This window comes from Alkalihalophilus lindianensis, assembly GCF_032843265.1.
In the GTDB taxonomy this organism is placed as follows: Bacteria; Bacillota; Bacilli; order Bacillales; family Bacillaceae_D; genus Alkalihalophilus; species Alkalihalophilus lindianensis.
This window is the reverse complement of the sequence record NZ_JAWJBA010000001.1, coordinates 402,645-423,233: the sequence shown is the minus strand read 5'-3', so window position 1 is coordinate 423,233 and position 20,589 is coordinate 402,645. Positions and strand designations below refer to the sequence as shown.

The 20,589-nt window shown below is 39.3% G+C and carries 24 protein-coding genes, 1 pseudogene and 1 riboswitch; of the genes and pseudogenes, 6 read left to right on the top strand and 19 right to left on the bottom strand.

Annotated features, from left to right (window positions below; all coding sequences use genetic code 11):
* Window positions 1-221 precede the first annotated feature (221 nt).
* Both msrA and msrB read left to right on the top strand, forming a co-directional pair.
* A complete protein-coding gene (gene msrA / locus RYX56_RS02380; RefSeq protein WP_317120534.1) occupies window positions 222-755 on the top strand; it encodes a peptide-methionine (S)-S-oxide reductase MsrA in 534 nt (177 codons plus the stop codon).
* Between the two features lies 1 nt (window position 756).
* The gene (gene msrB / locus RYX56_RS02375) at window positions 757-1,191 is read left to right on the top strand and encodes a peptide-methionine (R)-S-oxide reductase MsrB (protein WP_317120533.1); all 435 of its coding nucleotides are present in this window, start codon (window positions 757-759) and stop codon (window positions 1,189-1,191) included.
* 38 nt (window positions 1,192-1,229) lie between these two features.
* Here msrB and RYX56_RS02370 read toward each other — a convergent pair whose 3' ends face one another.
* The 4 genes from RYX56_RS02370 to RYX56_RS02355 all read right to left on the bottom strand — a co-directional run bounded on the left by RYX56_RS02370 (window position 1,230) and on the right by RYX56_RS02355 (window position 4,888).
* Window positions 1,230-2,264, bottom strand: coding sequence for a hypothetical protein (locus tag RYX56_RS02370; RefSeq protein WP_317120532.1), 1,035 nt, complete (start codon window positions 2,262-2,264; stop codon window positions 1,230-1,232).
* A complete protein-coding gene (locus tag RYX56_RS02365) occupies window positions 2,254-3,129 on the bottom strand; it encodes an ABC transporter ATP-binding protein (protein ID WP_317120531.1) in 876 nt (291 codons plus the stop codon). Before RYX56_RS02365 ends, RYX56_RS02370 begins: the two co-directional genes overlap by 11 nt.
* Window positions 3,119-3,514, bottom strand: a complete 396-nt coding sequence (locus RYX56_RS02360) for a GntR family transcriptional regulator (protein WP_317120530.1) — start codon at window positions 3,512-3,514, stop codon at window positions 3,119-3,121. The genes RYX56_RS02365 and RYX56_RS02360 overlap by 11 nt, the downstream gene beginning before the upstream one ends.
* Window positions 3,515-3,670: 156 nt before the next feature.
* Window positions 3,671-4,888, bottom strand: coding sequence for a NupC/NupG family nucleoside CNT transporter (locus RYX56_RS02355; RefSeq protein ID WP_317120529.1), 1,218 nt, complete (start codon window positions 4,886-4,888; stop codon window positions 3,671-3,673).
* Between the two features lie 394 nt (window positions 4,889-5,282).
* Here RYX56_RS02355 and fumC point away from each other — a divergent pair, with 394 nt between their 5' ends.
* On the top strand, window positions 5,283-6,665 hold the full coding sequence (gene fumC / locus RYX56_RS02350) for a class II fumarate hydratase (RefSeq protein WP_317120528.1): 1,383 nt from the start codon (window positions 5,283-5,285) through the stop codon (window positions 6,663-6,665).
* Window positions 6,666-6,707: 42 nt separating this feature from the next.
* Here the strand turns inward: fumC and RYX56_RS02345 are convergent, their stop codons facing one another.
* Both RYX56_RS02345 and RYX56_RS02340 read right to left on the bottom strand, forming a co-directional pair.
* Complete coding sequence (locus tag RYX56_RS02345) at window positions 6,708-6,893, bottom strand: hypothetical protein (RefSeq protein ID WP_317120527.1); 186 nt, start codon at window positions 6,891-6,893, stop codon at window positions 6,708-6,710.
* Between the two features lie 121 nt (window positions 6,894-7,014).
* On the bottom strand, window positions 7,015-7,566 hold the full coding sequence (locus RYX56_RS02340) for a phosphatidylglycerophosphatase A family protein (protein WP_317120526.1): 552 nt from the start codon (window positions 7,564-7,566) through the stop codon (window positions 7,015-7,017).
* 158 nt (window positions 7,567-7,724) lie between these two features.
* Here RYX56_RS02340 and RYX56_RS02335 point away from each other — a divergent pair, with 158 nt between their 5' ends.
* The 3 genes from RYX56_RS02335 to RYX56_RS02325 all read left to right on the top strand — a co-directional run bounded on the left by RYX56_RS02335 (window position 7,725) and on the right by RYX56_RS02325 (window position 9,505).
* Window positions 7,725-8,459, top strand: coding sequence for an esterase family protein (locus tag RYX56_RS02335; RefSeq protein ID WP_317120525.1), 735 nt, complete (start codon window positions 7,725-7,727; stop codon window positions 8,457-8,459).
* A 104-nt stretch (window positions 8,460-8,563) separates the two neighbouring features.
* Complete coding sequence (locus tag RYX56_RS02330; protein WP_317120524.1) at window positions 8,564-9,073, top strand: YjcG family protein; 510 nt, start codon at window positions 8,564-8,566, stop codon at window positions 9,071-9,073.
* A 9-nt stretch (window positions 9,074-9,082) separates the two neighbouring features.
* Window positions 9,083-9,505: a GNAT family N-acetyltransferase gene (locus tag RYX56_RS02325; protein WP_317120523.1), complete on the top strand. Its 423-nt coding sequence runs from the start codon at window positions 9,083-9,085 to the stop codon at window positions 9,503-9,505.
* Between the two features lie 37 nt (window positions 9,506-9,542).
* Here RYX56_RS02325 and RYX56_RS02320 read toward each other — a convergent pair whose 3' ends face one another.
* From RYX56_RS02320 to RYX56_RS02260, 13 genes and pseudogenes are all read right to left on the bottom strand, one after another.
* Window positions 9,543-9,863, bottom strand: coding sequence for an MTH1187 family thiamine-binding protein (locus RYX56_RS02320; protein WP_317121292.1), 321 nt, complete (start codon window positions 9,861-9,863; stop codon window positions 9,543-9,545).
* Between the two features lie 75 nt (window positions 9,864-9,938).
* A pseudogene (locus RYX56_RS02315) lies at window positions 9,939-10,616 on the bottom strand (DUF1385 domain-containing protein); the annotation flags it as partial.
* Between the two features lie 36 nt (window positions 10,617-10,652).
* Window positions 10,653-11,240: a hypothetical protein gene (locus tag RYX56_RS02310; RefSeq protein ID WP_317120522.1), complete on the bottom strand. Its 588-nt coding sequence runs from the start codon at window positions 11,238-11,240 to the stop codon at window positions 10,653-10,655.
* A gap of 31 nt (window positions 11,241-11,271) precedes the next feature.
* Window positions 11,272-12,051: an ABC transporter permease gene (locus tag RYX56_RS02305; protein ID WP_317120521.1), complete on the bottom strand. Its 780-nt coding sequence runs from the start codon at window positions 12,049-12,051 to the stop codon at window positions 11,272-11,274.
* Window positions 12,051-12,764, bottom strand: a complete 714-nt coding sequence (locus RYX56_RS02300; protein WP_317120520.1) for an ABC transporter ATP-binding protein — start codon at window positions 12,762-12,764, stop codon at window positions 12,051-12,053. The genes RYX56_RS02305 and RYX56_RS02300 overlap by 1 nt, the downstream gene beginning before the upstream one ends.
* 101 nt (window positions 12,765-12,865) lie before the next feature.
* Window positions 12,866-13,666, bottom strand: a complete 801-nt coding sequence (thiD, locus tag RYX56_RS02295) for a bifunctional hydroxymethylpyrimidine kinase/phosphomethylpyrimidine kinase (RefSeq protein ID WP_317120519.1) — start codon at window positions 13,664-13,666, stop codon at window positions 12,866-12,868.
* Window positions 13,667-13,693: 27 nt separating this feature from the next.
* The gene (gene thiO / locus RYX56_RS02290; protein ID WP_317120518.1) at window positions 13,694-14,806 is read right to left on the bottom strand and encodes a glycine oxidase ThiO; all 1,113 of its coding nucleotides are present in this window, start codon (window positions 14,804-14,806) and stop codon (window positions 13,694-13,696) included.
* A 24-nt stretch (window positions 14,807-14,830) separates the two neighbouring features.
* A complete protein-coding gene (locus tag RYX56_RS02285) occupies window positions 14,831-15,610 on the bottom strand; it encodes a thiazole synthase (protein WP_317120517.1) in 780 nt (259 codons plus the stop codon).
* Between the two features lie 5 nt (window positions 15,611-15,615).
* Window positions 15,616-15,813: a sulfur carrier protein ThiS gene (thiS, locus tag RYX56_RS02280; protein WP_317120516.1), complete on the bottom strand. Its 198-nt coding sequence runs from the start codon at window positions 15,811-15,813 to the stop codon at window positions 15,616-15,618.
* Window positions 15,814-15,825: 12 nt separating this feature from the next.
* Window positions 15,826-16,446: a thiamine phosphate synthase gene (gene thiE, locus RYX56_RS02275; protein ID WP_317120515.1), complete on the bottom strand. Its 621-nt coding sequence runs from the start codon at window positions 16,444-16,446 to the stop codon at window positions 15,826-15,828.
* Window positions 16,447-16,525: 79 nt separating this feature from the next.
* A riboswitch (TPP riboswitch) is annotated at window positions 16,526-16,634 on the bottom strand.
* Window positions 16,635-16,703: 69 nt separating this feature from the next.
* Window positions 16,704-17,825: a YqgU-like beta propeller domain-containing protein gene (locus tag RYX56_RS02270; protein ID WP_317120514.1), complete on the bottom strand. Its 1,122-nt coding sequence runs from the start codon at window positions 17,823-17,825 to the stop codon at window positions 16,704-16,706.
* A gap of 242 nt (window positions 17,826-18,067) precedes the next feature.
* Window positions 18,068-19,483 (bottom strand): aspartate ammonia-lyase, encoded by a 1,416-nt coding sequence (aspA, locus tag RYX56_RS02265; RefSeq protein WP_317120513.1) that lies wholly within the window; start codon window positions 19,481-19,483, stop codon window positions 18,068-18,070.
* A gap of 130 nt (window positions 19,484-19,613) precedes the next feature.
* Window positions 19,614-20,582 carry an ROK family glucokinase gene (locus tag RYX56_RS02260; protein WP_317120512.1) on the bottom strand — a complete coding sequence of 323 codons (969 nt, stop codon included), beginning with the start codon at window positions 20,580-20,582 and terminating at the stop codon, window positions 19,614-19,616.
* Window positions 20,583-20,589: the final 7 nt, after the last annotated feature.

The window sequence follows — 20,589 nt, the reverse complement described above, 5'->3', positions numbered from 1 at the left end:
CCCTCTCCCACCCAGCGTCAGTTTCAAGAAACAGCGCCAAGATTATATATTAGCATGGTTTCCATGTAGTGAGAAGAAAAATTTATTATGCACAAATAATACCTAGCTTTAGGCATGATTGATGAAATTTTCACTATTTAACAACCTTTAGGCGTATCACAAGTCAGCAACATGTGCATCATGATATACTAAGAATTATTAAGATTAAGGGGTGTTGCAGGATGAACGATTCTTTTAAAAAAGCAACATTTGCCGGGGGTTGTTTCTGGTGTATGGTTAAGCCATTCGACACCTATGATGGCATAGAATCCGTCATATCAGGTTATACAGGGGGCCACACTAAAAACCCCACTTATAAAGAAGTATGTTCTGAGACAACTGGACATTATGAAGCTGTGGAAATTATGTATGATCCAACTAAATTTACGTACAAACAACTAGTCGAGATCTTTTGGCAACAAATTGACCCAACCGATGCAGGTGGACAATTTCATGACCGCGGAAACTCCTACCGACCAGCGATTTTTTATCATGATGTAGAGCAAAAAGAAATCGCTGAAAAATCAAAAGTGGAATTACATTCAAGTGGTCGTTTTAATAAACCAATTGCAGTAGAAATACTTCCCGCTAAGCCATTTTACCCTGCCGAAGAGTATCACCAAGACTATTACAAGAAAAATCCTTTTCATTATATGATGTATCAAAAAGGCTCAGGACGATCAGCCTTTATCAAAAACAACTGGGAGGATGCATAAGATGAGTGTAAATAAAGATGAGCTGAAAAAACGACTAACCCCTATGCAATTTGAAGTGACACAGAATAATGGAACCGAACCACCATTTCGCAATGAATATTATAAGGTCGAGGATGACGGCATTTATGTAGACATCGTTTCTGGCAAACCATTATTTAGCTCCTTAGATAAGTACGATGCTGGCTGTGGCTGGCCAAGCTTTATTAAGCCAATTGTTGATGAAGAAGTAATCGAAAAAGAAGATCGATCACACTTTATGGTTCGCACAGAAGTACGTAGTAAAGAAGCAGACTCTCACTTAGGCCATGTGTTTAATGACGGACCTGAACCTAATGGACTACGCTATTGTATTAATTCTGCGGCCCTTCGTTTTGTCCCTAAAGCAGAGCTTGAGAAAGAAGGATACGCAGCCTATTTAAAATTGTTTCAAGCCTAAAAAGAAAGCACATCTCGACCAGGAGATGTGCTTTTACTCTACTTTCCTTTTATGGTGATGTTCATCGAGAATAAACGCTTGGTTAATAAATAACTCAAGTAGGTAAAGATGGAAGCCCCTACCCAGTAAAACACTACCATTAAAGCACCACCACTTTGCAAGCTCCATGGAACTAATCCAGAACCAACCATTCCTCCAAGTAATGCAAAGCAAACAATAATACCGACGCGAAAAAACGGTTCAAGTTGTTTGAATATCAGAAACTCTCCGTTGTATTCACTATGATTCCGTTCATACAACCATTGACCAAGGACAAGAAAGACAATGATTGCCACAGCCGGAACCCATACACTCATAAATTCAGAATCTCCCATAGCTGTTGTAGGATTGTAAACAGTATAGATTGGCCATATGAACCTTGCAGCTTCTTCAGACATTCTTCCTAATAAGAAACCATTGTTGAAGTTAATATCAAAAAAGTATCCGAGTAATAGCAAAATTCCAACTGGGAAAATAGTAAAAATAAAGGTTAATGCTATTTGTGAAATCATTTCCCCTGTAATGGTTCCAATCAATAAAGTGAAACTATATGTTGCGACAAAACCTAATAGAGGTAAGAAATAAGCTTTAGCGATATTGACTCCTTCTAAATGGAAGCCAAATTCAGAGCTATTTACTAGTAAATAAGTGCAAGCGAATGTAAGAGAATAAATAACACTGGTAGGCACCACTCCTATTACCCACTTTACAAAAAACATCATTCGTCTTTTATATGGCAAGGCAAAAGCAAAATCTTGTCGCCTCGTACTGCGTTCAGAACCAATCAATTGAACTGCTAATGTGACAAGTAAAATAAGGATACCAATTGAAAATACGCTCATCCCTAACGAACTATGAACCGACCACGCTAGATACTCCATCGCTTCCGTTGGATTTAACCTAATTTCTTCTCGCCAATTTTCTAAGCTAACCATTGCACGAATCGGGAAATGAAACAGAAATAATAACGCAATCATCAGTAAAATCGCTCTTGACTGCTTCCACTCTTTTCGAATCAACCCTTTAACCGACAAACTGCTCACCTCCTAGTTTAGCAACGAATAAGTCCTCAAGTGTCAGTGGTAACTCTTCCATATAAAGTGGATGTGCTTCCTTTATCTTCTCAATTCCTAGATTTGTTTCATCTTCAAAAATAAGGACATATACTTTCCCAGTTTCACCGATGACCGTTCCTAGATTCTTCACTGTATCAGGCATTCCATGTGGAAAGACAACCTGAACTTTCTTGTAGGATTCTTTAATTGTATCGAGCGAATAAGTTTCAGAGACTTCACCTTCTTTTAGCATGATAATCGTATCCGCAAGGTACTCGAGTTCATCCAATCGGTGAGAAGAGATGACAACAGCCACATTAAAATCTGCTACGGCTTCAATAATAAATTGAAGAATTCGTTTTTTCACAATCACATCAAGCCCATCGGTTGGCTCATCGAGTAAAATATATGTCGCTTTTGTAGAAAACGCTAATATAAGAGCGAATAAAGCTTTCATCCCTTTAGAGAAAGACCCAACCTTCCCATTCTTCGGCAAGGTGAAGCGGTCAAGTAAGGAATAAAATAATTCTTCATCAAACTTTGGATAAATGTCTTTGTAGAGCTGACAAATCTCTTTAATCGAGTAAGATTTGAGTGCTTCTGGAGAATCAGGAACAAAGACAATATCTTGTTTCACTTCAGGGTTAGAATATATACTTTGTTCATTTAACTGGATGTCTCCTGCCTCCGGAGTTAGAATGCCAACCATTAGCTGTAGTAACGTCGTTTTTCCTGCGCCGTTTCGTCCGATTAACCCAGTGACCTTTCCTGGTTCAACTTCAAATGTAATACCTTTTAATATTGGCTTTTGTTTAATTGTTTTTGATACACCCTTAATCAGCATGACGAGTTCCCCCTAAAGCTTTAAATTCTTTTTCAACCCATTCAATCATTTCCTCTTTTGTAACGTTGGCATAGTTAGCTTCAACGACGAGTTTATTTAACTGATCTTGAATGATTTTCCGTTGTCTAGGATCAATCGCTCTCTCTGATGCTTGTGCCACAAACGTCCCTTTTCCCCTTACCGTAACAATGACATCTTGACGCTCTAATTCTTTGTACGCCTTACTGACTGTATTAGGATTCATTACAATTTGCGCAGCTAGCTCGCGAACCGACGGCAACTGCTCCCCCTCTTCAAGAATTCCTTTTGCAATCAATTCTTTCACTTGCTGTACGATTTGCTCATAAAGCGGTGTTTGACTCTTCGGATTAATAGTTAAGAACATTTACTCACCACCTTAGTGTCTTGAGTGTACTACACCAAGTAATACACTTATTACAGTTAGTATATGTAAGCTTTCCTCAATTGTCAATAAAAGGTTTCAAACAAAAAAATCTGTACATTTGCCATGAAGGCTAATGTACAGATTGATCGTAAATAATTAAATTAACATACCAGCGATTGCTGCACTTAGTAATGATGCAAGCATACCAGCTGCTACTGCACGAAGACCTAAACGAGCGATGTCTCCACGACGTTCTGGTGCAAGCTTACCCAGACCACCAAGCAAAATACCGAGTGAGGAAAGGTTCGCAAAGCCACAAAGTGCAAAACTGATCACAATAACCGCTTTTTCACTTAAGTTTTCAATCTCAGGTGCAAATGATAAGTAGGCCACAAATTCATTGACGACAAGCTTTTGACCGATAAAGCTACCTGCCATTACAGCCTCATCCCAAGGTACACCGATTAAAAAGGCTAATGGGGCAAAGACATAACCAAGAATCAATTCAAGTGACAACTGTTCAAATCCCGCGAAACCACCGAGGAATGAAAGAAGACCATTAATTAAAGCAATCAACGCAACAAATGCAATAAGCATAGCAGCGATGTTTAACGCAAGGGTTAGCCCAGTGCTTGCCCCTTTTGCAGCCGCGTCAATAATATTTACAGTATCTTCATCTTTAGCTAATTCGAAATCGTCTACCGCATTTGTTGTACGTTCAGTTTCTGGCACAATCATTTTCGCCATGATCAAACCAGCTGGTGCTGCCATGAAACTAGCTGCTAATAAGTATTCAAGCGGGACACCAAGCAATGCGTACCCAATTAATACGGAACCCGCAACAGAGGCAAGTCCTCCTGTCATAACGGCAAATAATTCTGATTGAGACATTTTATTTAAGTAAGGCTTAACAATAAGTGGTGCTTCCGTTTGGCCAACAAAAATGTTAGCTGCGGCTGACATTGACTCAGTCTTAGATGTACCAAGCAACTTCGCAAGTCCTCCACCAATAAATTTAATAACGAATTGCATAACTCCAATATAGTATAGGACTGAAATAAGAGCAGAGAAGAAAATAACGACCGAGAGAACATTAATAGCAAAAACAAATTCTACTCCAGTTCCATCGAAGAACCCACCAAACACAAAGTCAATTCCTTCGTTTGCTGCACTAATGATCCATTGGACACCTTCGGTTAATCCTTGCAGCGCATTTTGACCAATTGTCGTTTTTAAGACAATTATAGCGAAGAAGACTTGGATAGCTAGTCCACCTAATATTGTCCGCGGGCGGATTGCTTTACGATTTGAAGACAAAAGATAAGCAACCGCAAAGACCGTTATAATCCCAACCATTCCCCATAAAAAATTCATATCAATCGCACCTCATTTTCATTTTTTTGTGAGTATAACACTCAAATCGCCAGACGAATATACATCCTATTCCAAAAGAAAACGCCTTCATGCAATACCGAATGATCAACGTCTTTAGCATGCTTCATGAACACTTCCTCTATGTATATAGGTTCAAAAAGCATCCTTGAAAACGCTTACTGATTAGATATAGTGGTATGAAAGCGGTGTCGAATTTTGCAAATGTTCGTCTAGTTGTCAGACGTCCGAACTTCTTCCTTACTATATCAACTTGCTTAAAAAAAGTAAATAGAAATCACAGTTTAAATTGTATCAATTATATTCTCTCATTTGGGGTATGTATGAAGAAGCACTTTTTTTGAACATCTTAATAGAGTAGAAGGGAGTTTTTTAAATGAGTAAACGTGTAGAACGAGATACACTAGGAGAAATGTATGTAGAAGAGGATAAGCTTTGGGGTGCTCAAACCCAAAGAAGTCTTGAAAATTTCCCAATCGGTAAAGAAAAAATTCCAAGTGAAATGATTACAGCTTTTCTCGAATTAAAAAAAGCGTGTGCTGTTGTCAATCAACGTGTCGGTGCCCTTGCTGAGAAAAAAGCTTCTGCAATCATTCATGCTATTCAACGCTTGCTTGAACAAAATGCTAGTAAGCACTTTCCTCTAGTTGTATGGCAAACCGGCAGTGGAACACAATCAAATATGAATGTAAATGAAGTGATCGCTCGTTTGGCAAATGAGTCTGAAAGTGACCTCATTCATCCAAATGATGATGTGAACCGTTCCCAAAGTTCGAATGACACCTTCCCCACTGCGATGCATATAGCGACTGTTATTGCAGTGGAGAAAACTCTTTATCAAGAACTCGATAAAATGATTGATACATGCAAACAAAAAGAAAATGAATTTAATCAGGTTGTAAAGATTGGACGTACCCACCTTCAAGATGCGACTCCACTCACAGTTGCTCAAGAAATTAGCGGATGGCGCCATATGCTTGAGACGAGTAAAAAAATGATTGAAGAAAGCCTTGAACATGTCCGAATTTTAACAATCGGCGGGACAGCAGTTGGGACTGGCTTGAATGCACCAAATGGGTTTGGGGAAGCCGTAAGTGAACAACTTGAAACACAATTAGGAACGTTATTCAAAGCATCTACAAACTATTTCCATGGTTTGACCAGTCACGATGCACTAGTTGGTTTACATGGAAACCTGAAAGGACTGGCTGCAAACCTTTTTAAAATGGCTAGCGATATTCGCCTCCTCGCCTCAGGTCCACGTTCTGGAATTGGAGAGTATCAATTACCGATCAATGAACCAGGAAGCTCGATTATGCCTGGTAAAGTAAATCCGACTCAAGCTGAAGCATTAACGATGGTATGTGCCCAAGTGTTCGGAAATGATACAACCGTTGGGTTCGCTGCTAGTCAGGGCCACTTTCAATTAAATGTGTTCAAACCAGTTATCATCTACAATGTGTTGCAATCGATTGAATTATTACGTGATGGTATGGCTAGTTTCCATGAACGTTGTTTAGCTGGTTTAGAGATAAACGAAGAAAAAATGAAAGATCATTTGAATAATTCGCTTATGTTAATTACAGCCTTAAATCCACATATCGGCTACGAAAAAGCAGCTAAAATTGCGAAACTCGCTTTTCAAGAGAATCTTACATTAAAAGATGCAGCTTTAGAGACAGGTTATATTACAGCTGAAGATTTTGATAAATGGGTTCGCCCTGAAAACATGACAAATCAAAACTCTTCGTCTTACTAAAACAAAACGAGCAAAGACTCAAATTGAGTCTTTGCTCGTTTTTTACATTTTTTCATCATACGTATAGCGAACAATGTATTTATTCGTTTTTAGTTTACGAACCTCTACTAAAGGACCAATCTCATACCCATTTACCCAATTGTCTTCAAGCTTTGCCTTGATACAGCCAGCTTGAAATTTAGTACGAAACGTTTGTTTATAATAGATCCACTTCGGCAACGATTTCATAACTAGCGCAAACCTTCTTTCATCCAATTTCTTCTATTATACTTAATCAAAAAAGGAAGCTCAATTTTTTCGAGAAAAAACGCCTAACAAATTTTATGCTAGGCGTCCTAATCGTTCAGTCTTATCCAATTAATTCTTCATCTTCACGTTTCTTAATATCTTCTAAGCGACGATTTTCCTGTTTATCACGTAGTCTGTGAGCAAGTCTTGCTGCTGCACTTGCTGCAATACTTGCAACAAGGTCATCAAGGAATGTATGTATCTCTGGTTTACGATTATCAAGTTCATGGATAATACCTACTTTTTGTTTATCAAGATAGCCAAACGTTGTCACAGCTATACTTCCAAATCCAAAAACAGACCCTAATGCGATCGTTTCATCGACACCAAACAAGCCTTCGTCTGATTCAATTAACGATTGGAGTGGCTCTGAGAGTTGTTTCTTCTCCGCTAAAACATCTAATTCAATCCCTACTAGAATGGCATGTTGAATCTCTCTTTTCAGAAGGACAGCATCTGCACTTTCATAGCATTCTTCAAATGTTAGCTCTGAATTATATGGAAGCTGAAGATCATATACAATCTTCGCGATATCTTCAATTGTTACCCCACGTTCTTTTAATTTCTCTCTAGCAGCTTGTTCAATAACTTCACAATGTACCGGTATTTTCATGTTGAACCCTCCTCTTTTTTCTATCTTATCATAATTTCCAGAACAGTCATTCATTTTGCTTTGTTGAAGTAGAACCCGATTCCTTGAAAAGGTTTTTCAACACAACTTATGTTAAAATAGAAGAATCAACTTAGCTAGACAGAAAGGATTGGCATAGAATGGCGAGACCATATGAAGGTACATTATCTGAAGAATTATTTACAAGTGAATATTTAGAAACAGAGCAAAAATTATTATTTTATACACCACCAAACTTCACACCACTAAAGTCATATGACTTACTTATTTGCCAAGATGGAAATGATTACTTTCAATTAGGGCGTATTCCAAGACAAGTAGAAGACTTAATTGAAGAAGCGGAATTACGAGACCTGATTATCGTCGGTGTTCCTTATCCTAGTGTCGATGAACGACGTAAGCGCTACCATCCAGATGGCGAGAAAGCTCAAGCCTATATCCGTTTTCTTGCTCATGAATTAGTTCCTTACTTGGATGATAAATTTCCAACCCATCAATTAGCAGCTAGCCGAACTCTTGCTGGAGATTCATTAGCAGCTACCATTTCTTTAATGTCAGCACTCAAATACCCTAGCTTGTTTGGACAAGTCATGATGCATTCTCCATATGTAAATGAAACTGTTCTGGATGCAGTATCGGCTTGCAAAAAATCAGAAGCCATTTCCATCTATCATGTAATCGGCACGAAGGAAACAACCGTGAAAACAACGGATGGAAGAGTACTTGATTTCCTTACACCCAATCGTGAATTACATGCTTTACTAAAGGAAAAGAGTTTTCCATATAGCTATTATGAATTCGACGGGGATCATACGTGGACTCATTGGCAAAAAGATTTGCCACGAGCTCTAACTACACTCTTACCTTTTGATTAAAAATTGAGATATCAATTCTATAAAAAAGGTGACAAAGAGCCAATAGACATTTTTACCAACAATCTGTATGATAAATAAAAACGAGATTGAGGAGGATGAGGACGATGAAGTATGGTATTGCATTATTTCCAGCTAAGAAATTGCAAGATTTAGCGAATTCATTCCGTATGCGTTATGATTCACATTATGCGTGGATTCCACCACATATCACAGTAAAAGAACCATTTGAAGTGAGTGATGATAATCTTCCTTACATTACAGCAAAGTTAAGAGAAATTGCTTCTAATTTATCACCTGTTGAAATTGATGTATACAAGGTCGATACGTTTTCACCACAATCCAATACCATTTTCTTCAAAATCAGAGAGCACAAAACTCTTACTGCTTTGTACGAAAAGCTTCATAGTGAACCGTTTGAAGAAAATAAAAAATACAAGTTCATTCCACATGTAACGATTGGGCAAGACTTATCAAAGGATGAAGTGGCTGACATAGTAGGTCGCTTGAAAATGAAAAAGGTCGAGCACCACGAAGTGATTGATCGCATGCAATTAATGTATCAACTAGAAAATGGATCATGGACCGTCTACGAGACATTTCGATTAGGAGAGTAATGAATTACGATGAATGTGTTAAAGGTAACGAATGATGCACAATTAAAAGATGCTTATGCTATTAGAATGAAAGTTTTTGTCGATGAACAACATGTTCCTGAAGAAGAAGAACTAGATGATCTTGAAAAAGTTGCTACTCACTTTGTGATGTATCAAGAAGATCAAGTGGTTGGTGCTGGTCGTTTACGTGTTGTTGATCAGGTTGCAAAAGTAGAACGAATTTGTATCGCAAAAGAAATACGAGGTACCGGTGCTGGTCGTCTCCTAATGAGCAAAATAGAAAATGAGGCTCGCTCTCTTGGTTTATCAAAAGCTAGACTAAATGCTCAAACGCACGCTGCTCCTTTTTATTCAAAATTAGGATATGAAACAATTTCAGGTGAATTTCTTGATGCTGGTATTCCACATGTCACAATGACTAAAACGTTATAACATAAAAAAACGAACCCATTATGGGTTCGTTTTTATGTTATTCCTCTACTTTTTGCTCTAATCGCGCTTCAACTGATTTACGTTTACTTTGCAAAGTAGATTCCTTATCACGTCGGTCATCTATGCGAATATTTGTTGCTACTCTTTTTAACCCATGTTTAAATGGGACTTCGTGAATTTCTTGAATGACTTCAAATAATACAGGTAATTCACCCTCAATTAATGTGCTCATTGGGGTTAGCTCAAATGTGATTTTCCCTTCATAGCTAGCCAACACCTGTTGAATTTCCGCGACATATTGACTCACACTTGGGGTTTCTGTACCGATTGGAATCACCGTAACATCTACAATTGCCATGTGCTTCTCCTCCTTTTTCTTAATTGCTCTTCTAGTTAATAAATGCTCTGGAAACTCTTCTTTCGCAAGCATTCTATATGACTGAATAGCACAAATTAAATGTTTATGTTCAGGTTCCTCGGTCGTCACTTTAACTTGTAGCCAGTAAGATATTTTAAGAATAAACATTCGTAAAAAACGAAACGATTTTATTTTCATTAATCGTTGACCAAAGGGAATAAAAAGTAGCGCTGCGTATGATGCATACATTACTCCATCAAATAGGCTAAACCCTATTACGATTAAACAAAACGTTAGAAGTATCATACTTAAAAAATAAATCACAACAATATTTGTTGAACAATAGCGATTTGTAATCGCTGCTTTTTTAATTCTATATAATCTCCCACGGCGCTTTACACCGCGATCACTGAATACCTTATGTTCTGCGCCATGATACTTTCTCAAGCTTCTTGGAAAGATAAAATGTGTGCCAAACAAGAGGTAAATGAGTGTATAAAATGGCAGCCCACTCCATTGTGGAAAATCAGTAAAAGGAATCTTTGGAACGGATACAGCTAGCAACCAGGATAAGACGACTAGCTTAAACCACCATGGCATCGAAGAAATGATTTGCTTAAGCATAATGAACATCGTCTTCGTATCATACGGTTTGATCCAACTCTTTAACCTTCCTTTTTCATGGTAAGCACAAGCGACATGTGATTTCCCCATAAAGAAGATACCCCGTTGGTAAGACAAGCCACGAATCATCATTCAGATCCTCCTCCTCTCCACACAACCAATTCATTATGGTGTAACTGAAACAAGCCAATACGGAACATTAATCGCACCACTGAAGTCAGGGTTTGTTAATTGTGCATCTTCTTTTGTTAGTGGGCTATGATTGATCCAAGTGTGAAGCATCTGAACAGAAATATCTTCTTGTTGAATGTTCTCCCCATTCACTCTGATGACCGCTTGTCCTAGATTTCCATAACTTTTATGCTCATCAAACTGATTAGGGTAGGCAAAGATCACACCATTTGTAACGGTTTCTCCTTCCGTTTGATAAATGATTTCATCGGCATAAATCAATTCTAATTCAGATTGTGTAAGCGAAACATCTTCTCTGGCTTTTCCTGACTCATCCAATACGGTAATGCTGACATAATCGTCACCGTACAATCCGCCTTCAGGCATCGCAGTCCAATCCCAATTCACTTTAACCAGCCAATCCTCTCCTCTTTCTGATGCGACAACATTTATTTCAATTTCCTCTTCTAATTGTTCATGGGTTAGCGCTTCATTCTCTCCTAAGAAATGATAGCCACCCCAAAACATTAATGCCATCAAAATAGCTGGTAAAATCAATACAAGTTTATTTCCATTAAACATCCTAATCTTCTTCCCCTTTTTTCATTCTTTTCTATACAGAACCATCATTCTCCACTCTTGTTAACTGTAGGTTTTTATTGAAGAACCGACGATAGGTCAATACAGTAACAAGCATTGCACTAACGGATACAGCTACGAAAATACTTAAGGAAATGACAATTTGATAACGAATAGCAAGGTGAGGCGATACACCTGCTAATATTAATCCCGTCATCATTCCAGGGAGCTGGACAAGTCCAATTGTCTTTAAGCCATCAACATTTGGAATCATTGCAGCACGCACGATTCGTTTAATAATCGGCTGCGTCGCCTCTTTCGGTGTGGCACCAAGTGAAAGTGCAGCAAGTAGACGGCTATGATTTTCATTGAATTCACTTTTCATTCGTTCTAACGCTAGACCGATGGCAACCATGCTATTTCCAATCACCATTCCACTCATAGGAATGACCTGTTCTGGATTGAATTCAATCATACCAAAACCTAACCACATAGAGAGTACTACAACCTCAACAGTCACTAAAATGCCAAAGATTAAGAGAATGACACCTGGTATTCCCTTGCCTTTTTTAGCTGCATGAAACCCTGCTACAGTAATCATCACTGTAAGCATGATTGGTATCCCAACTAAAGGAGGCAACTCAAATAAGAAAGTTAATAAATAACCAATTAAAAATAGCTGCGCTGCCCCTCTAAAAGAGGACCATGTAATACTCCCTGATAAATTAAGAGCATACATGTAAGAAAGCGAGACTGGTATTAAAACAAAAACTAATAAAAACAACATCGACGTTGTTGATATTTCAGGAGCCATTATTCATCCGCCCCATCTGAATCACGATACAAAAATCGTTTAGCACGGTCGGTTTGCGGTTCTCGGAAGAATTCCTTCGTCTCCCCTACTTCGATCAATTCCCCTTTTTCTAAATAGAAAGTCTGATCACCAAGTCGTTCAGCTTGCTCGACATCATGAGTCACCATTAAGATCGTCTTTCCCTTCTTCTGAAGCATCTGAATAAAGTCTTCAATGAGTTCTACATTTCGCAAGTCAAGCGCACTTGTTACTTCATCAAGCAGAAGAATTTCGGGTTCATTTGCTAACGTCCTTAAAAAGGCAATTCGTTGTTGTTCTCCACCTGACAACTCTTCTATCGGTTTATGTAGAAAGTCTGCAGGTAAATGTACAGCTTCTAAAAGTTCTACTGTTTGTTCATTTGACCAGTCCCGATTATGTAATAGCGGGCCGTACGCCACATTATCCTTTACCGTACCCTCAAATAATGCAGGTGATTGAAAGACCATTCCGATTTGTTGTCTTAATTCAATAATAGGGTAATCTTCAACAGCCTTCCCTTTAAATAATATCGTTCCTTTATCCTTGTCATCCAGGCGATTCATCATATACAATAAGCTACTTTTACCCGCACCAGATGGCCCGATTATCGTTATAATTTGATTTTCCAATACGGTAAATGAAATATTATTCAACCGATCATTACTAACATCTTTCCATTGTACGATCCCCATCGTACCACCTCAGTTCATCTAGAAGTTCGAAGATGTTCTTATTATACAGGAACGGCCAATAAAACAAAAAGTCTATTCGCATTGAATAGACTTTTGTCCGCTTATTGACATGCTTTGTATGCATGGTGATTCGTAGGCCCAATGCCACTTCCGATTGAAAGAGAATGCCTGATCGCTTCTGTAATAAATTGTTTCGCCACATGAACTGCTTCTTTAATGGCCTTTCCTTTTGAGAGTTCAGCGGCTATTGCAGCAGCGTATGTACAACCTGTTCCATGTGTATGCTTCGTATCGATACGTTCCGTTTCAAGAAGATAACTTCTTTCTCCATCAAACAAAAGATCAACTGCAGGTCCATTCTTAAGGTGACCACCCTTTAATACAACATAGCTCGGTCCTAGTTTATAAATGTCTCTAGCCGCTGCTTCCATTTCTTCAATCGTCTCCATCTCTTTTATCCCAAGAAGCTTTGCTGCTTCTGGTAAGTTTGGTGTGACAACTGTAGCAATCGGTAATAATTCATGAATTAAAGCTTCTGTTGCCTCATTTTGAAGGAGTGTAGCTCCTCCTTTTGCAACCATTACAGGATCCACGACAATATTTTTCGCTTCGTACTGTCTCAACTTGCGAGCGACAAGCTTAATAATATCAGCTGAAAATAACATCCCCGTTTTAATGGCATCTGCACCAATATCCGATAGGACTGCATCTATTTGGGCCTCGATTGCTTCAATGGTTTGAGGATACACACCATGTACCCCTAATGTGTTTTGAGCGGTCAGAGCTGTGATCGCACTCATACCAAATGTATCAAGCTCTTGAAACGTTTTTAAATCTGCTTGAATACCAGCCCCTCCACCACTATCTGATCCAGCAATTGTTAATACTTTTGGGATTGTCATCTCTATGCTCCTTTCTAAACGTTCCTCTTAAATCGTAAATCGCCCGGGGGCAAATAGATCAATAGGAACCGGTGTTTTTTCGTCGGTGATAATGGCTGCAACTACTTTTGCAGTAATCGGACTAAGAAGAATACCATTTCGATAATGACCTGTTGCAAATACGATATGACTAGCTTCTGGGTGCTCCCCAATTAACGGATAGCCATCCTGCGTCGCAGGCCTTAACCCTGCCCATCTATGAAATGGGTCAGTCTTTTTCAAAAATGGTAAGATATTATGGTTCCAATTTGTCAGTCGGTTAATTCCTTTTTCGGTTACATCCGTTTTAAAGCCAGCAATATCCTCTGACGCTCCATTTACAAGTGTGCCGTTGGCTTTAGGAACCAAATAGCCTTGGCTTGTATAAATGATATGATTCACCTTGTGTTCGCCTAATTCATACGCACAAATTTGACCGCGAATCGGAAACACTGGAATTCTTAAATCAAATATTTCTTCAAGCTCTTGTGACCAAGCTCCTGAGGCAATAACCATTCGCTCTGCTTTAAACGTTTGACCAGCCTTAGAGACCACTTCAATTTCATCTCTCCAGCTTTTAATATCGACTGATTCTAACTCCTCAGCAATCTTTACACCATTTGCACGGCATGCTCCTTCAAGAGCCTTTACATAATCGGGTGCAAACACATGACTTTCCTCAGGGTAATGCATGGCCCCAATGATTGAATCTGCTAAAAGAGGCTCAAGCTGTTGAAGACGTGCGCCATCAACTAGTTCTGCTTTTGCTCCCCACTCACTTTGCCAAGACTGCCTCGTTTTTAATCCGAGTAAATCTGCCTTATGATAGACCGCATGCAAACTACCACTATTGGTATATTCAAAGTCAACTCCACTAATGGCTTTCACCTCTTGTTGCCACATTGGGTACTCTCTTAAACTTTCCAGGCATAATCTAAAAAAGTCATCAGGATCTTCTCCAATTTCGGAATAAGGAGCAAGCATTCCAGCCGCAGCTCCCGAAGCCTGGCCTCCACAACGCACTTTTTCTAAGATCGTTACTTCGTGCCCCTTCGTTGAAAGCTCAAAAGCAATGGCAAGTCCAATGACACCGCCTCCGAGCACGATAACTTGTTGACTCATTTGCCTTCAGATCCTTCCTGCCATTTATCTAGAAATAAGTGAAGTATAACCGCTACTTGCTGTCGCATACTTTTTCATCGGAATACGCCCTGCCTCATAAGAAGCACGTCCCGCTTCAATCGCAAGCTTCATTGCATGCGCCATTTTCACAGGATCTTTCGCTTTTGCAACTGGTGTATTCATTAATACACCATCTACACCAAGCTCCATCACTTCGACAATGTCTTTAGCCGATCCTAAGCCAGCATCAACGATTACTGGAACATTTGCTTCTTCAGCAATTAGTCCAATATTATATGGGTTTAGCACACCAAGCCCCGTTCCAATTGGAGCTCCACCTGGCATAACAGCTGCTGCACCTGCTTCTTCTAATTTACGACAAAGAACCGGATCATCAGAAGTATATGGAAGGACGACAAAACCTTCATTCGCAAGCGTTTCTGTAGCTTTAAGTGTTTCTATTGGATCGGGTAATAGCGTTTTCTCGTCTGCACTAATTTCAACCTTGATCCAATTACTAATCCCTGAGGCTTTAGCAAGTCTTGCAATTCGAATCGCTTCCTCGGCATTACTCGCACCTGAGGTATTCGGTAAGTAAGTAAATGAATTTTGGTCTAAATGTTGTAAGATTGCATCTTCACTTGGTGCATCTAAGTTCACTCGACGAATCGCGAACGTAAGAACCTCTGCTTCTGATATACGAATCGCTTCATTTTGGATAAATGGATTTGGGTAACGCCCTGTTCCAAGAAAGAAACGAGAAGATAACTCTTTTCCTGCAATCACTAGTTTTGATGATTTCATATTCATCAACCTCCCCCCACAAAATGCACTAATTCAATTTTCATCTCTGGCTTAACGGACGTTTGCTCCCATTGATCTCGATCAATAATCTCACCGTCTACCTCTGTTACAACGAGATGACTTTCTAAGTTAAAATGAGAAACCACATCTAATAATGTGTTTGCCTCTACTTCCTGCTTCTCACCATTAATCATTAGCTCCATTTTATTCGCTCCTTACTTTGATAAGATCTTTACAAATGTTTCACATGTGCCACGTACATCATCTGCTCCGACAATTTCACTAATCATACATACTCGCTTCGCACCCGCAGCTAATACTTGATCGACATTGTGAAGCTTAATTCCACCAATCGCGACAAAAGGAATCGTAATTTCTTCGGCTACTTGCTGGATATAAGCAGTCGTTACCGGATCAACAACATCTTCTTTACTTTTCGTTTCAAAAATAGGTCCAACCCCAATATAGTCAGCTCCGCCCTTTTCTGCTTCTCGTGCTTCTTCAATCTTGTGGGTAGAGATACCTATAATTTTTTCTGGCCCCATCACTTTTCGCGCTTCTTTTAAGGGGAGATCGTCTTGACCGACATGAATTCCATCAGCATCGACTGCAAGTGCGACATCAATATGATCATTCACAATAAAGGTTACACCATGCTTCTTCGTTAACTCACGAAGGGCTTGTGCTTTCTTTAACACATCAATTTTTTTGCTTTTTTTATCCCGTAATTGAATAATATCAACGCCACCTAGTATCGCTTCTTCCATCACTTCAATAAGATCACGACCTTGATGGAATTCCTCACCTGTTATCGCATATAATTTAAAATCTTTCATGTCCACTTCACCTCTATTTTTATAATAAAAACAAAAAAGCCCTATCCCAAAACGCATGGAATACGGCTACATATGATTACTCATTAGCAGTCGACTTCCCTACGCTGGTGTTAACCAGATCAGGTTCAAGGGTAAAAGGAAACTACCTTTTTCTCAGCCTACTTAAGTGGGCACCCCTAGCCTTCTACAGCTTCTATTCAATTATCCTGTAACTCTATTATGACAGAGTCTAACGAAAATGCAACGATTAGAGATCACTAGCTTTGAAGCAATGAAATTTTTTCTTTTTCCTTCAGTATGATCACTTCTTCTAAACGGTTTCCTATCAACATCATCTCTCCATCAGGCGAAAGCTTGATTGGCAAGTGTTGATCGACTTCTATAATGCTAACCTCAGCATTTGTCCTTGGATCAAAAGCCATCAATTGATATCCGTCCTCATAACTAAAGTAATCACCACTATACTTAGGTCTTAAATAATAAAAGACACTCGCTTTTGGATCATACTCATAAAACGGGACCCACCATTGCTCTGAATACGTATTTAAAATCGGCATTTCAAGCTTACTCACAGACTCCCCTTCAACAGAAAACGTATAGTTGGAGTACAACTCATAAATCGAATCAACAGATACTTGAACATGTAACTGGTCACTAAAGCTCATCATTGAAATAATTGGACTGACTAGCTCTTCTCGTTCTTCAGTCTGCAGGTTGTAGGAAAACAATGGCGCTTCATAATTCGGTTGTAATTCATCCCAATCTAAGAAAACGACTTCATTGGCTGAGTTCCACTGGAAATAGGTTTGCCCAATGTCGATTGGTTTTATCGTCTGCCCTTCAACATTGATATGGTATACTTCGAAATCCCAGTCTGGCAAGTATGTAACAAGCATCATTTCATCTGTTTTATAAGGATTCCAATAGATCGAATAACTATCTCCAAATTGTTGCAATTCAAGTTTCATTTGTCCTTCAGCATTGACGACATAAAGTGAGGACTGATCAGACTCATCATACGTAAGAATCGAAAATAAACTTAGATCTTCATTGCCTTTAACGTCTATGATCCACTCGTTTGTTTCAAAGAATGATTCCGTTTCACCGCTAAATAAGTGATAGCTTTTCAAAGTCGACTTTTGATCATGCTCTTCCACATACAAAATCGTTTCTGAATCGAGCCATTCACTAATCATAGCAAAGCCGCGTGGCTCTTTTAGTGGATGAACAGAGGTCTTAGTAAAAAACGAAGGGGAAGCAGCTGGCTTTTGGGCTAAATTGGTTTTCGTTTCAGGAAGTAATTGCCCTTCGCGTTGCATAAACGAGCAACCTGCCAAAAGAACCATAAAAATACCAATAACAATCAATAACCGCTGCATATTCACCCCTCCTTTTTTTCTAGTAAGTCATATTATCGCACGCACCACCACGAACAACAAGAAGCGAAGTGCACTATTTTGTGATATATGTAGGATTTTTCTTCACTTTCAACCCATTCTGATCCAGTGTCCTTATTATTAGACGAATTCGGCTGGGAAAAGTTTCATTTTTATGAAAAATTCCTAAAAAAGAGAACAAAAAAACACATCAACTCAACAAGAGTTCATGTGCTTTTTGATGGTTATCCGTAAATGAATCGTGCCCCAGCAATCCCTGGGTTTGTCATTTCTTTTGGATCGAGGATTTCATTTAATTCTTCCTCTGTAAGAATACCACGTTCGAGGCAAATCTCTCGAACTGGCCGATCCGATTGAATCGCTTCTTTCGCAATACGCGTGGCCACTTCATAACCAACATGCGGATTAATAGCTGTGATGATCCCAACACTACGTTCAACCATTTCACGGCAATGCTCGATGTTTGCCGTAATACCTTCAATTGCATATTCACGGAACACTTTCATTCCATTTTGTAAAATCGACAACGATTGAAGGAGGTTAAAGACGAGCACTGGCTCCATCACATTTAATTCAAGTTGACCTGCTTCAGAAGCTAAGCTGATCGTGGTATCATTTCCAATCACTTGGAAGGACACTTGGTTCATCACTTCACACATTACAGGATTCACCTTACCAGGCATGATGGATGATCCCGGTTGTCTTGGCGGCAAATTAATTTCATTTAAGCCTGTACGTGGACCTGAGCTCATTAAGCGTAAATCATTTGAGATTTTTGATAAGTTAATCGCCATAATTTTCATTGCACTAGATAGCTCTGTGTAAGCATCTGTATTTTGTGTAGCATCTACTAAATCTTCTGCGGTCTCAAATGGGTGATCAGTGATATCAGCTAAATACTGCGATACTTTTGCAATATATTCTGTTTTAGCATTTAGGCCAGTGCCAACAGCTGTCGCGCCTAAATTGATTTCATATAAATGTTCTACAGAACGAGTCAAACGACCTAAATCTCTCGTTAATACACGACGATAAGCACCAAACTCTTGTCCTAAACGAATCGGAACAGCATCTTGTAAATGTGTTCGACCCATTTTCAACACTTCGTCAAATTCTTTTTCTTTGTCATGCATCGCTTCAATCAAATCATTTAGGGCATCTGTTAATCCTTTCGCTAAGTTCAAGCTCGCAATATGAATTGCTGTTGGAAATGCATCATTTGTAGATTGAGCCATGTTCACATGGGTATTCGGGCTTACTTTCATGTACTCCCCTTTTACACCACCTAAAATCTCAATCGCACGGTTGGCAATTACTTCATTAGCATTCATATTAAACGAGGTTCCTGCTCCTCCTTGAATCGAATCAACAATAAATTGATCAGATAACTTTCCTTCAATGACATCTTCTGCTGCAGTAATAATCGCATCTGCAATATTTGTTTGCAGAACTCCTACATCACGATTCGCCATTGCTGCTGCTTTTTTTACATAACCAAATGCGCGAATTAACTCAGGATGTGGTGGGTAGCCGGTAATTGGAAAATTATCACGTGCTCTCATTGTTTGGATTCCATAATAGGCATCCTTAGGTACTTCTTTTTCACCTAATAAATCACGTTCAGTTCGATAGTCAGTCATTGTTGTTGTTCTCCCTCTCTGTCCGTTCGTTCTTTTTTATGTTTTATTTATAGCATGACCAACCGTAGAGTTGCCATGTATATGAGTTGTCCTATATTTTATAGTATGTGACATATTCTTTTTTGGTGTATTAGTTGACTTTCTGTTTTGCCAACCACGCACCACCAATGACACCAGCATCATTGCCTAATGTAGCGATTTTAAATTCTGCACTTTCTGCGACTCGCCCTAATGCAAATCGTTCAAAATGCTTTTTAAGAGGTTCAAGAAGGGCATCGCCTGCTCTTGAGACGCCACCGCCAATGATAATCTTCTCTGGGTTAAAGGCGTTTGATAGGTTCGCAATCGCTAAACCTAAATGGAAAGCTGTCTCATCCAGTACTTCTGCTGCTAACTCATCCCCTTTGTTCACAGCATCAAAGACATCCTTAGCTGTTAGATCTCCTTTTTGATCAAAAAGCTGCTTTAGCATACTGTTTCCATCTGCGCTTGCAACAGCTTCAGTTGCCAGTCTGGCAATCCCAGTTGCAGAGGCAATCGTTTCAAGACAACCCGTCTTTCCGCAATTACATGGTGAACCCCCAGTCGTAATAGAAGTAATATGGCCAATCTCACCAGCCATCCCACTTGCACCATGCAAGATTTGACCGTTGGCAATTACACCACCACCAACACCCGTACCAAGTGTCACACAAAGTAGATTCTTCGCCCCGTCACCAGCCCCTCTCCACATCTCACCAAGTGCTGCTATATTCGCATCATTATCAACCGTAACAGGAAGCCCCGTCTCTACTTCAAGACGATCTTTTAACGGGAAGTCTTTCCAACCTATATTTACTGCTTGATAAATGAAGCCGGTCTCCATCTCAATAAAGCCTGGTGCCCCCATACCGATCGCGAGTAAATGTTGTTTCTCTTGATTCAGTTCTTTTAATTTATAATCTATGGCCTTGGCAATATCCATTGTAATATGAATGCCACCATCTTCAGTGTTGGTAGGAATTTCCCACTTCGTTACAACTTCACCATAAGACGTTAAAAACGCCATCTTTATTGTTGTACCACCTAAATCCACGCCTACATACCATTTTTCAGTCATCGTACTC

Bases quoted from the DNA above. Each gene is read 5' to 3' on its own strand.
- RYX56_RS02285 (WP_317120517.1), bottom strand. From the start codon at position 15,610: ATGAAATCATCAAAACTAGTGATTGCAGGAAAAGAGTTATCTTCTCGT.
- RYX56_RS02340 (WP_317120526.1), bottom strand. From the start codon at position 7,566: ATGAAAATACCGGTACATTGTGAAGTTATTGAACAAGCTGCTAGAGAG.
- msrA (WP_317120534.1), top strand. From the start codon at position 222: ATGAACGATTCTTTTAAAAAAGCAACATTTGCCGGGGGTTGTTTCTGG.
- RYX56_RS02270 (WP_317120514.1), bottom strand. From the start codon at position 17,825: ATGCAGCGGTTATTGATTGTTATTGGTATTTTTATGGTTCTTTTGGCA.
- fumC (WP_317120528.1), top strand. From the start codon at position 5,283: ATGAGTAAACGTGTAGAACGAGATACACTAGGAGAAATGTATGTAGAA.
- thiS (WP_317120516.1), bottom strand. From the start codon at position 15,813: ATGGAGCTAATGATTAATGGTGAGAAGCAGGAAGTAGAGGCAAACACA.
- RYX56_RS02330 (WP_317120524.1), top strand. From the start codon at position 8,564: ATGAAGTATGGTATTGCATTATTTCCAGCTAAGAAATTGCAAGATTTA.
- RYX56_RS02310 (WP_317120522.1), bottom strand. From the start codon at position 11,240: ATGTTTAATGGAAATAAACTTGTATTGATTTTACCAGCTATTTTGATG.
- RYX56_RS02305 (WP_317120521.1), bottom strand. From the start codon at position 12,051: ATGGCTCCTGAAATATCAACAACGTCGATGTTGTTTTTATTAGTTTTT.
- RYX56_RS02355 (WP_317120529.1), bottom strand. From the start codon at position 4,888: ATGAATTTTTTATGGGGAATGGTTGGGATTATAACGGTCTTTGCGGTT.
- RYX56_RS02345 (WP_317120527.1), bottom strand. From the start codon at position 6,893: ATGAAATCGTTGCCGAAGTGGATCTATTATAAACAAACGTTTCGTACT.
- RYX56_RS02360 (WP_317120530.1), bottom strand. From the start codon at position 3,514: ATGTTCTTAACTATTAATCCGAAGAGTCAAACACCGCTTTATGAGCAA.
- msrB (WP_317120533.1), top strand. From the start codon at position 757: ATGAGTGTAAATAAAGATGAGCTGAAAAAACGACTAACCCCTATGCAA.
- thiO (WP_317120518.1), bottom strand. From the start codon at position 14,806: ATGAGTCAACAAGTTATCGTGCTCGGAGGCGGTGTCATTGGACTTGCC.
- thiD (WP_317120519.1), bottom strand. From the start codon at position 13,666: ATGACAATCCCAAAAGTATTAACAATTGCTGGATCAGATAGTGGTGGA.
- aspA (WP_317120513.1), bottom strand. From the start codon at position 19,483: ATGACTGACTATCGAACTGAACGTGATTTATTAGGTGAAAAAGAAGTA.
- RYX56_RS02300 (WP_317120520.1), bottom strand. From the start codon at position 12,764: ATGGGGATCGTACAATGGAAAGATGTTAGTAATGATCGGTTGAATAAT.
- RYX56_RS02260 (WP_317120512.1), bottom strand. From the start codon at position 20,582: ATGACTGAAAAATGGTATGTAGGCGTGGATTTAGGTGGTACAACAATA.
- RYX56_RS02365 (WP_317120531.1), bottom strand. From the start codon at position 3,129: ATGCTGATTAAGGGTGTATCAAAAACAATTAAACAAAAGCCAATATTA.
- thiE (WP_317120515.1), bottom strand. From the start codon at position 16,446: ATGAAAGATTTTAAATTATATGCGATAACAGGTGAGGAATTCCATCAA.
- RYX56_RS02320 (WP_317121292.1), bottom strand. From the start codon at position 9,863: ATGGCAATTGTAGATGTTACGGTGATTCCAATCGGTACAGAAACCCCA.
- RYX56_RS02335 (WP_317120525.1), top strand. From the start codon at position 7,725: ATGGCGAGACCATATGAAGGTACATTATCTGAAGAATTATTTACAAGT.
- RYX56_RS02325 (WP_317120523.1), top strand. From the start codon at position 9,083: ATGAATGTGTTAAAGGTAACGAATGATGCACAATTAAAAGATGCTTAT.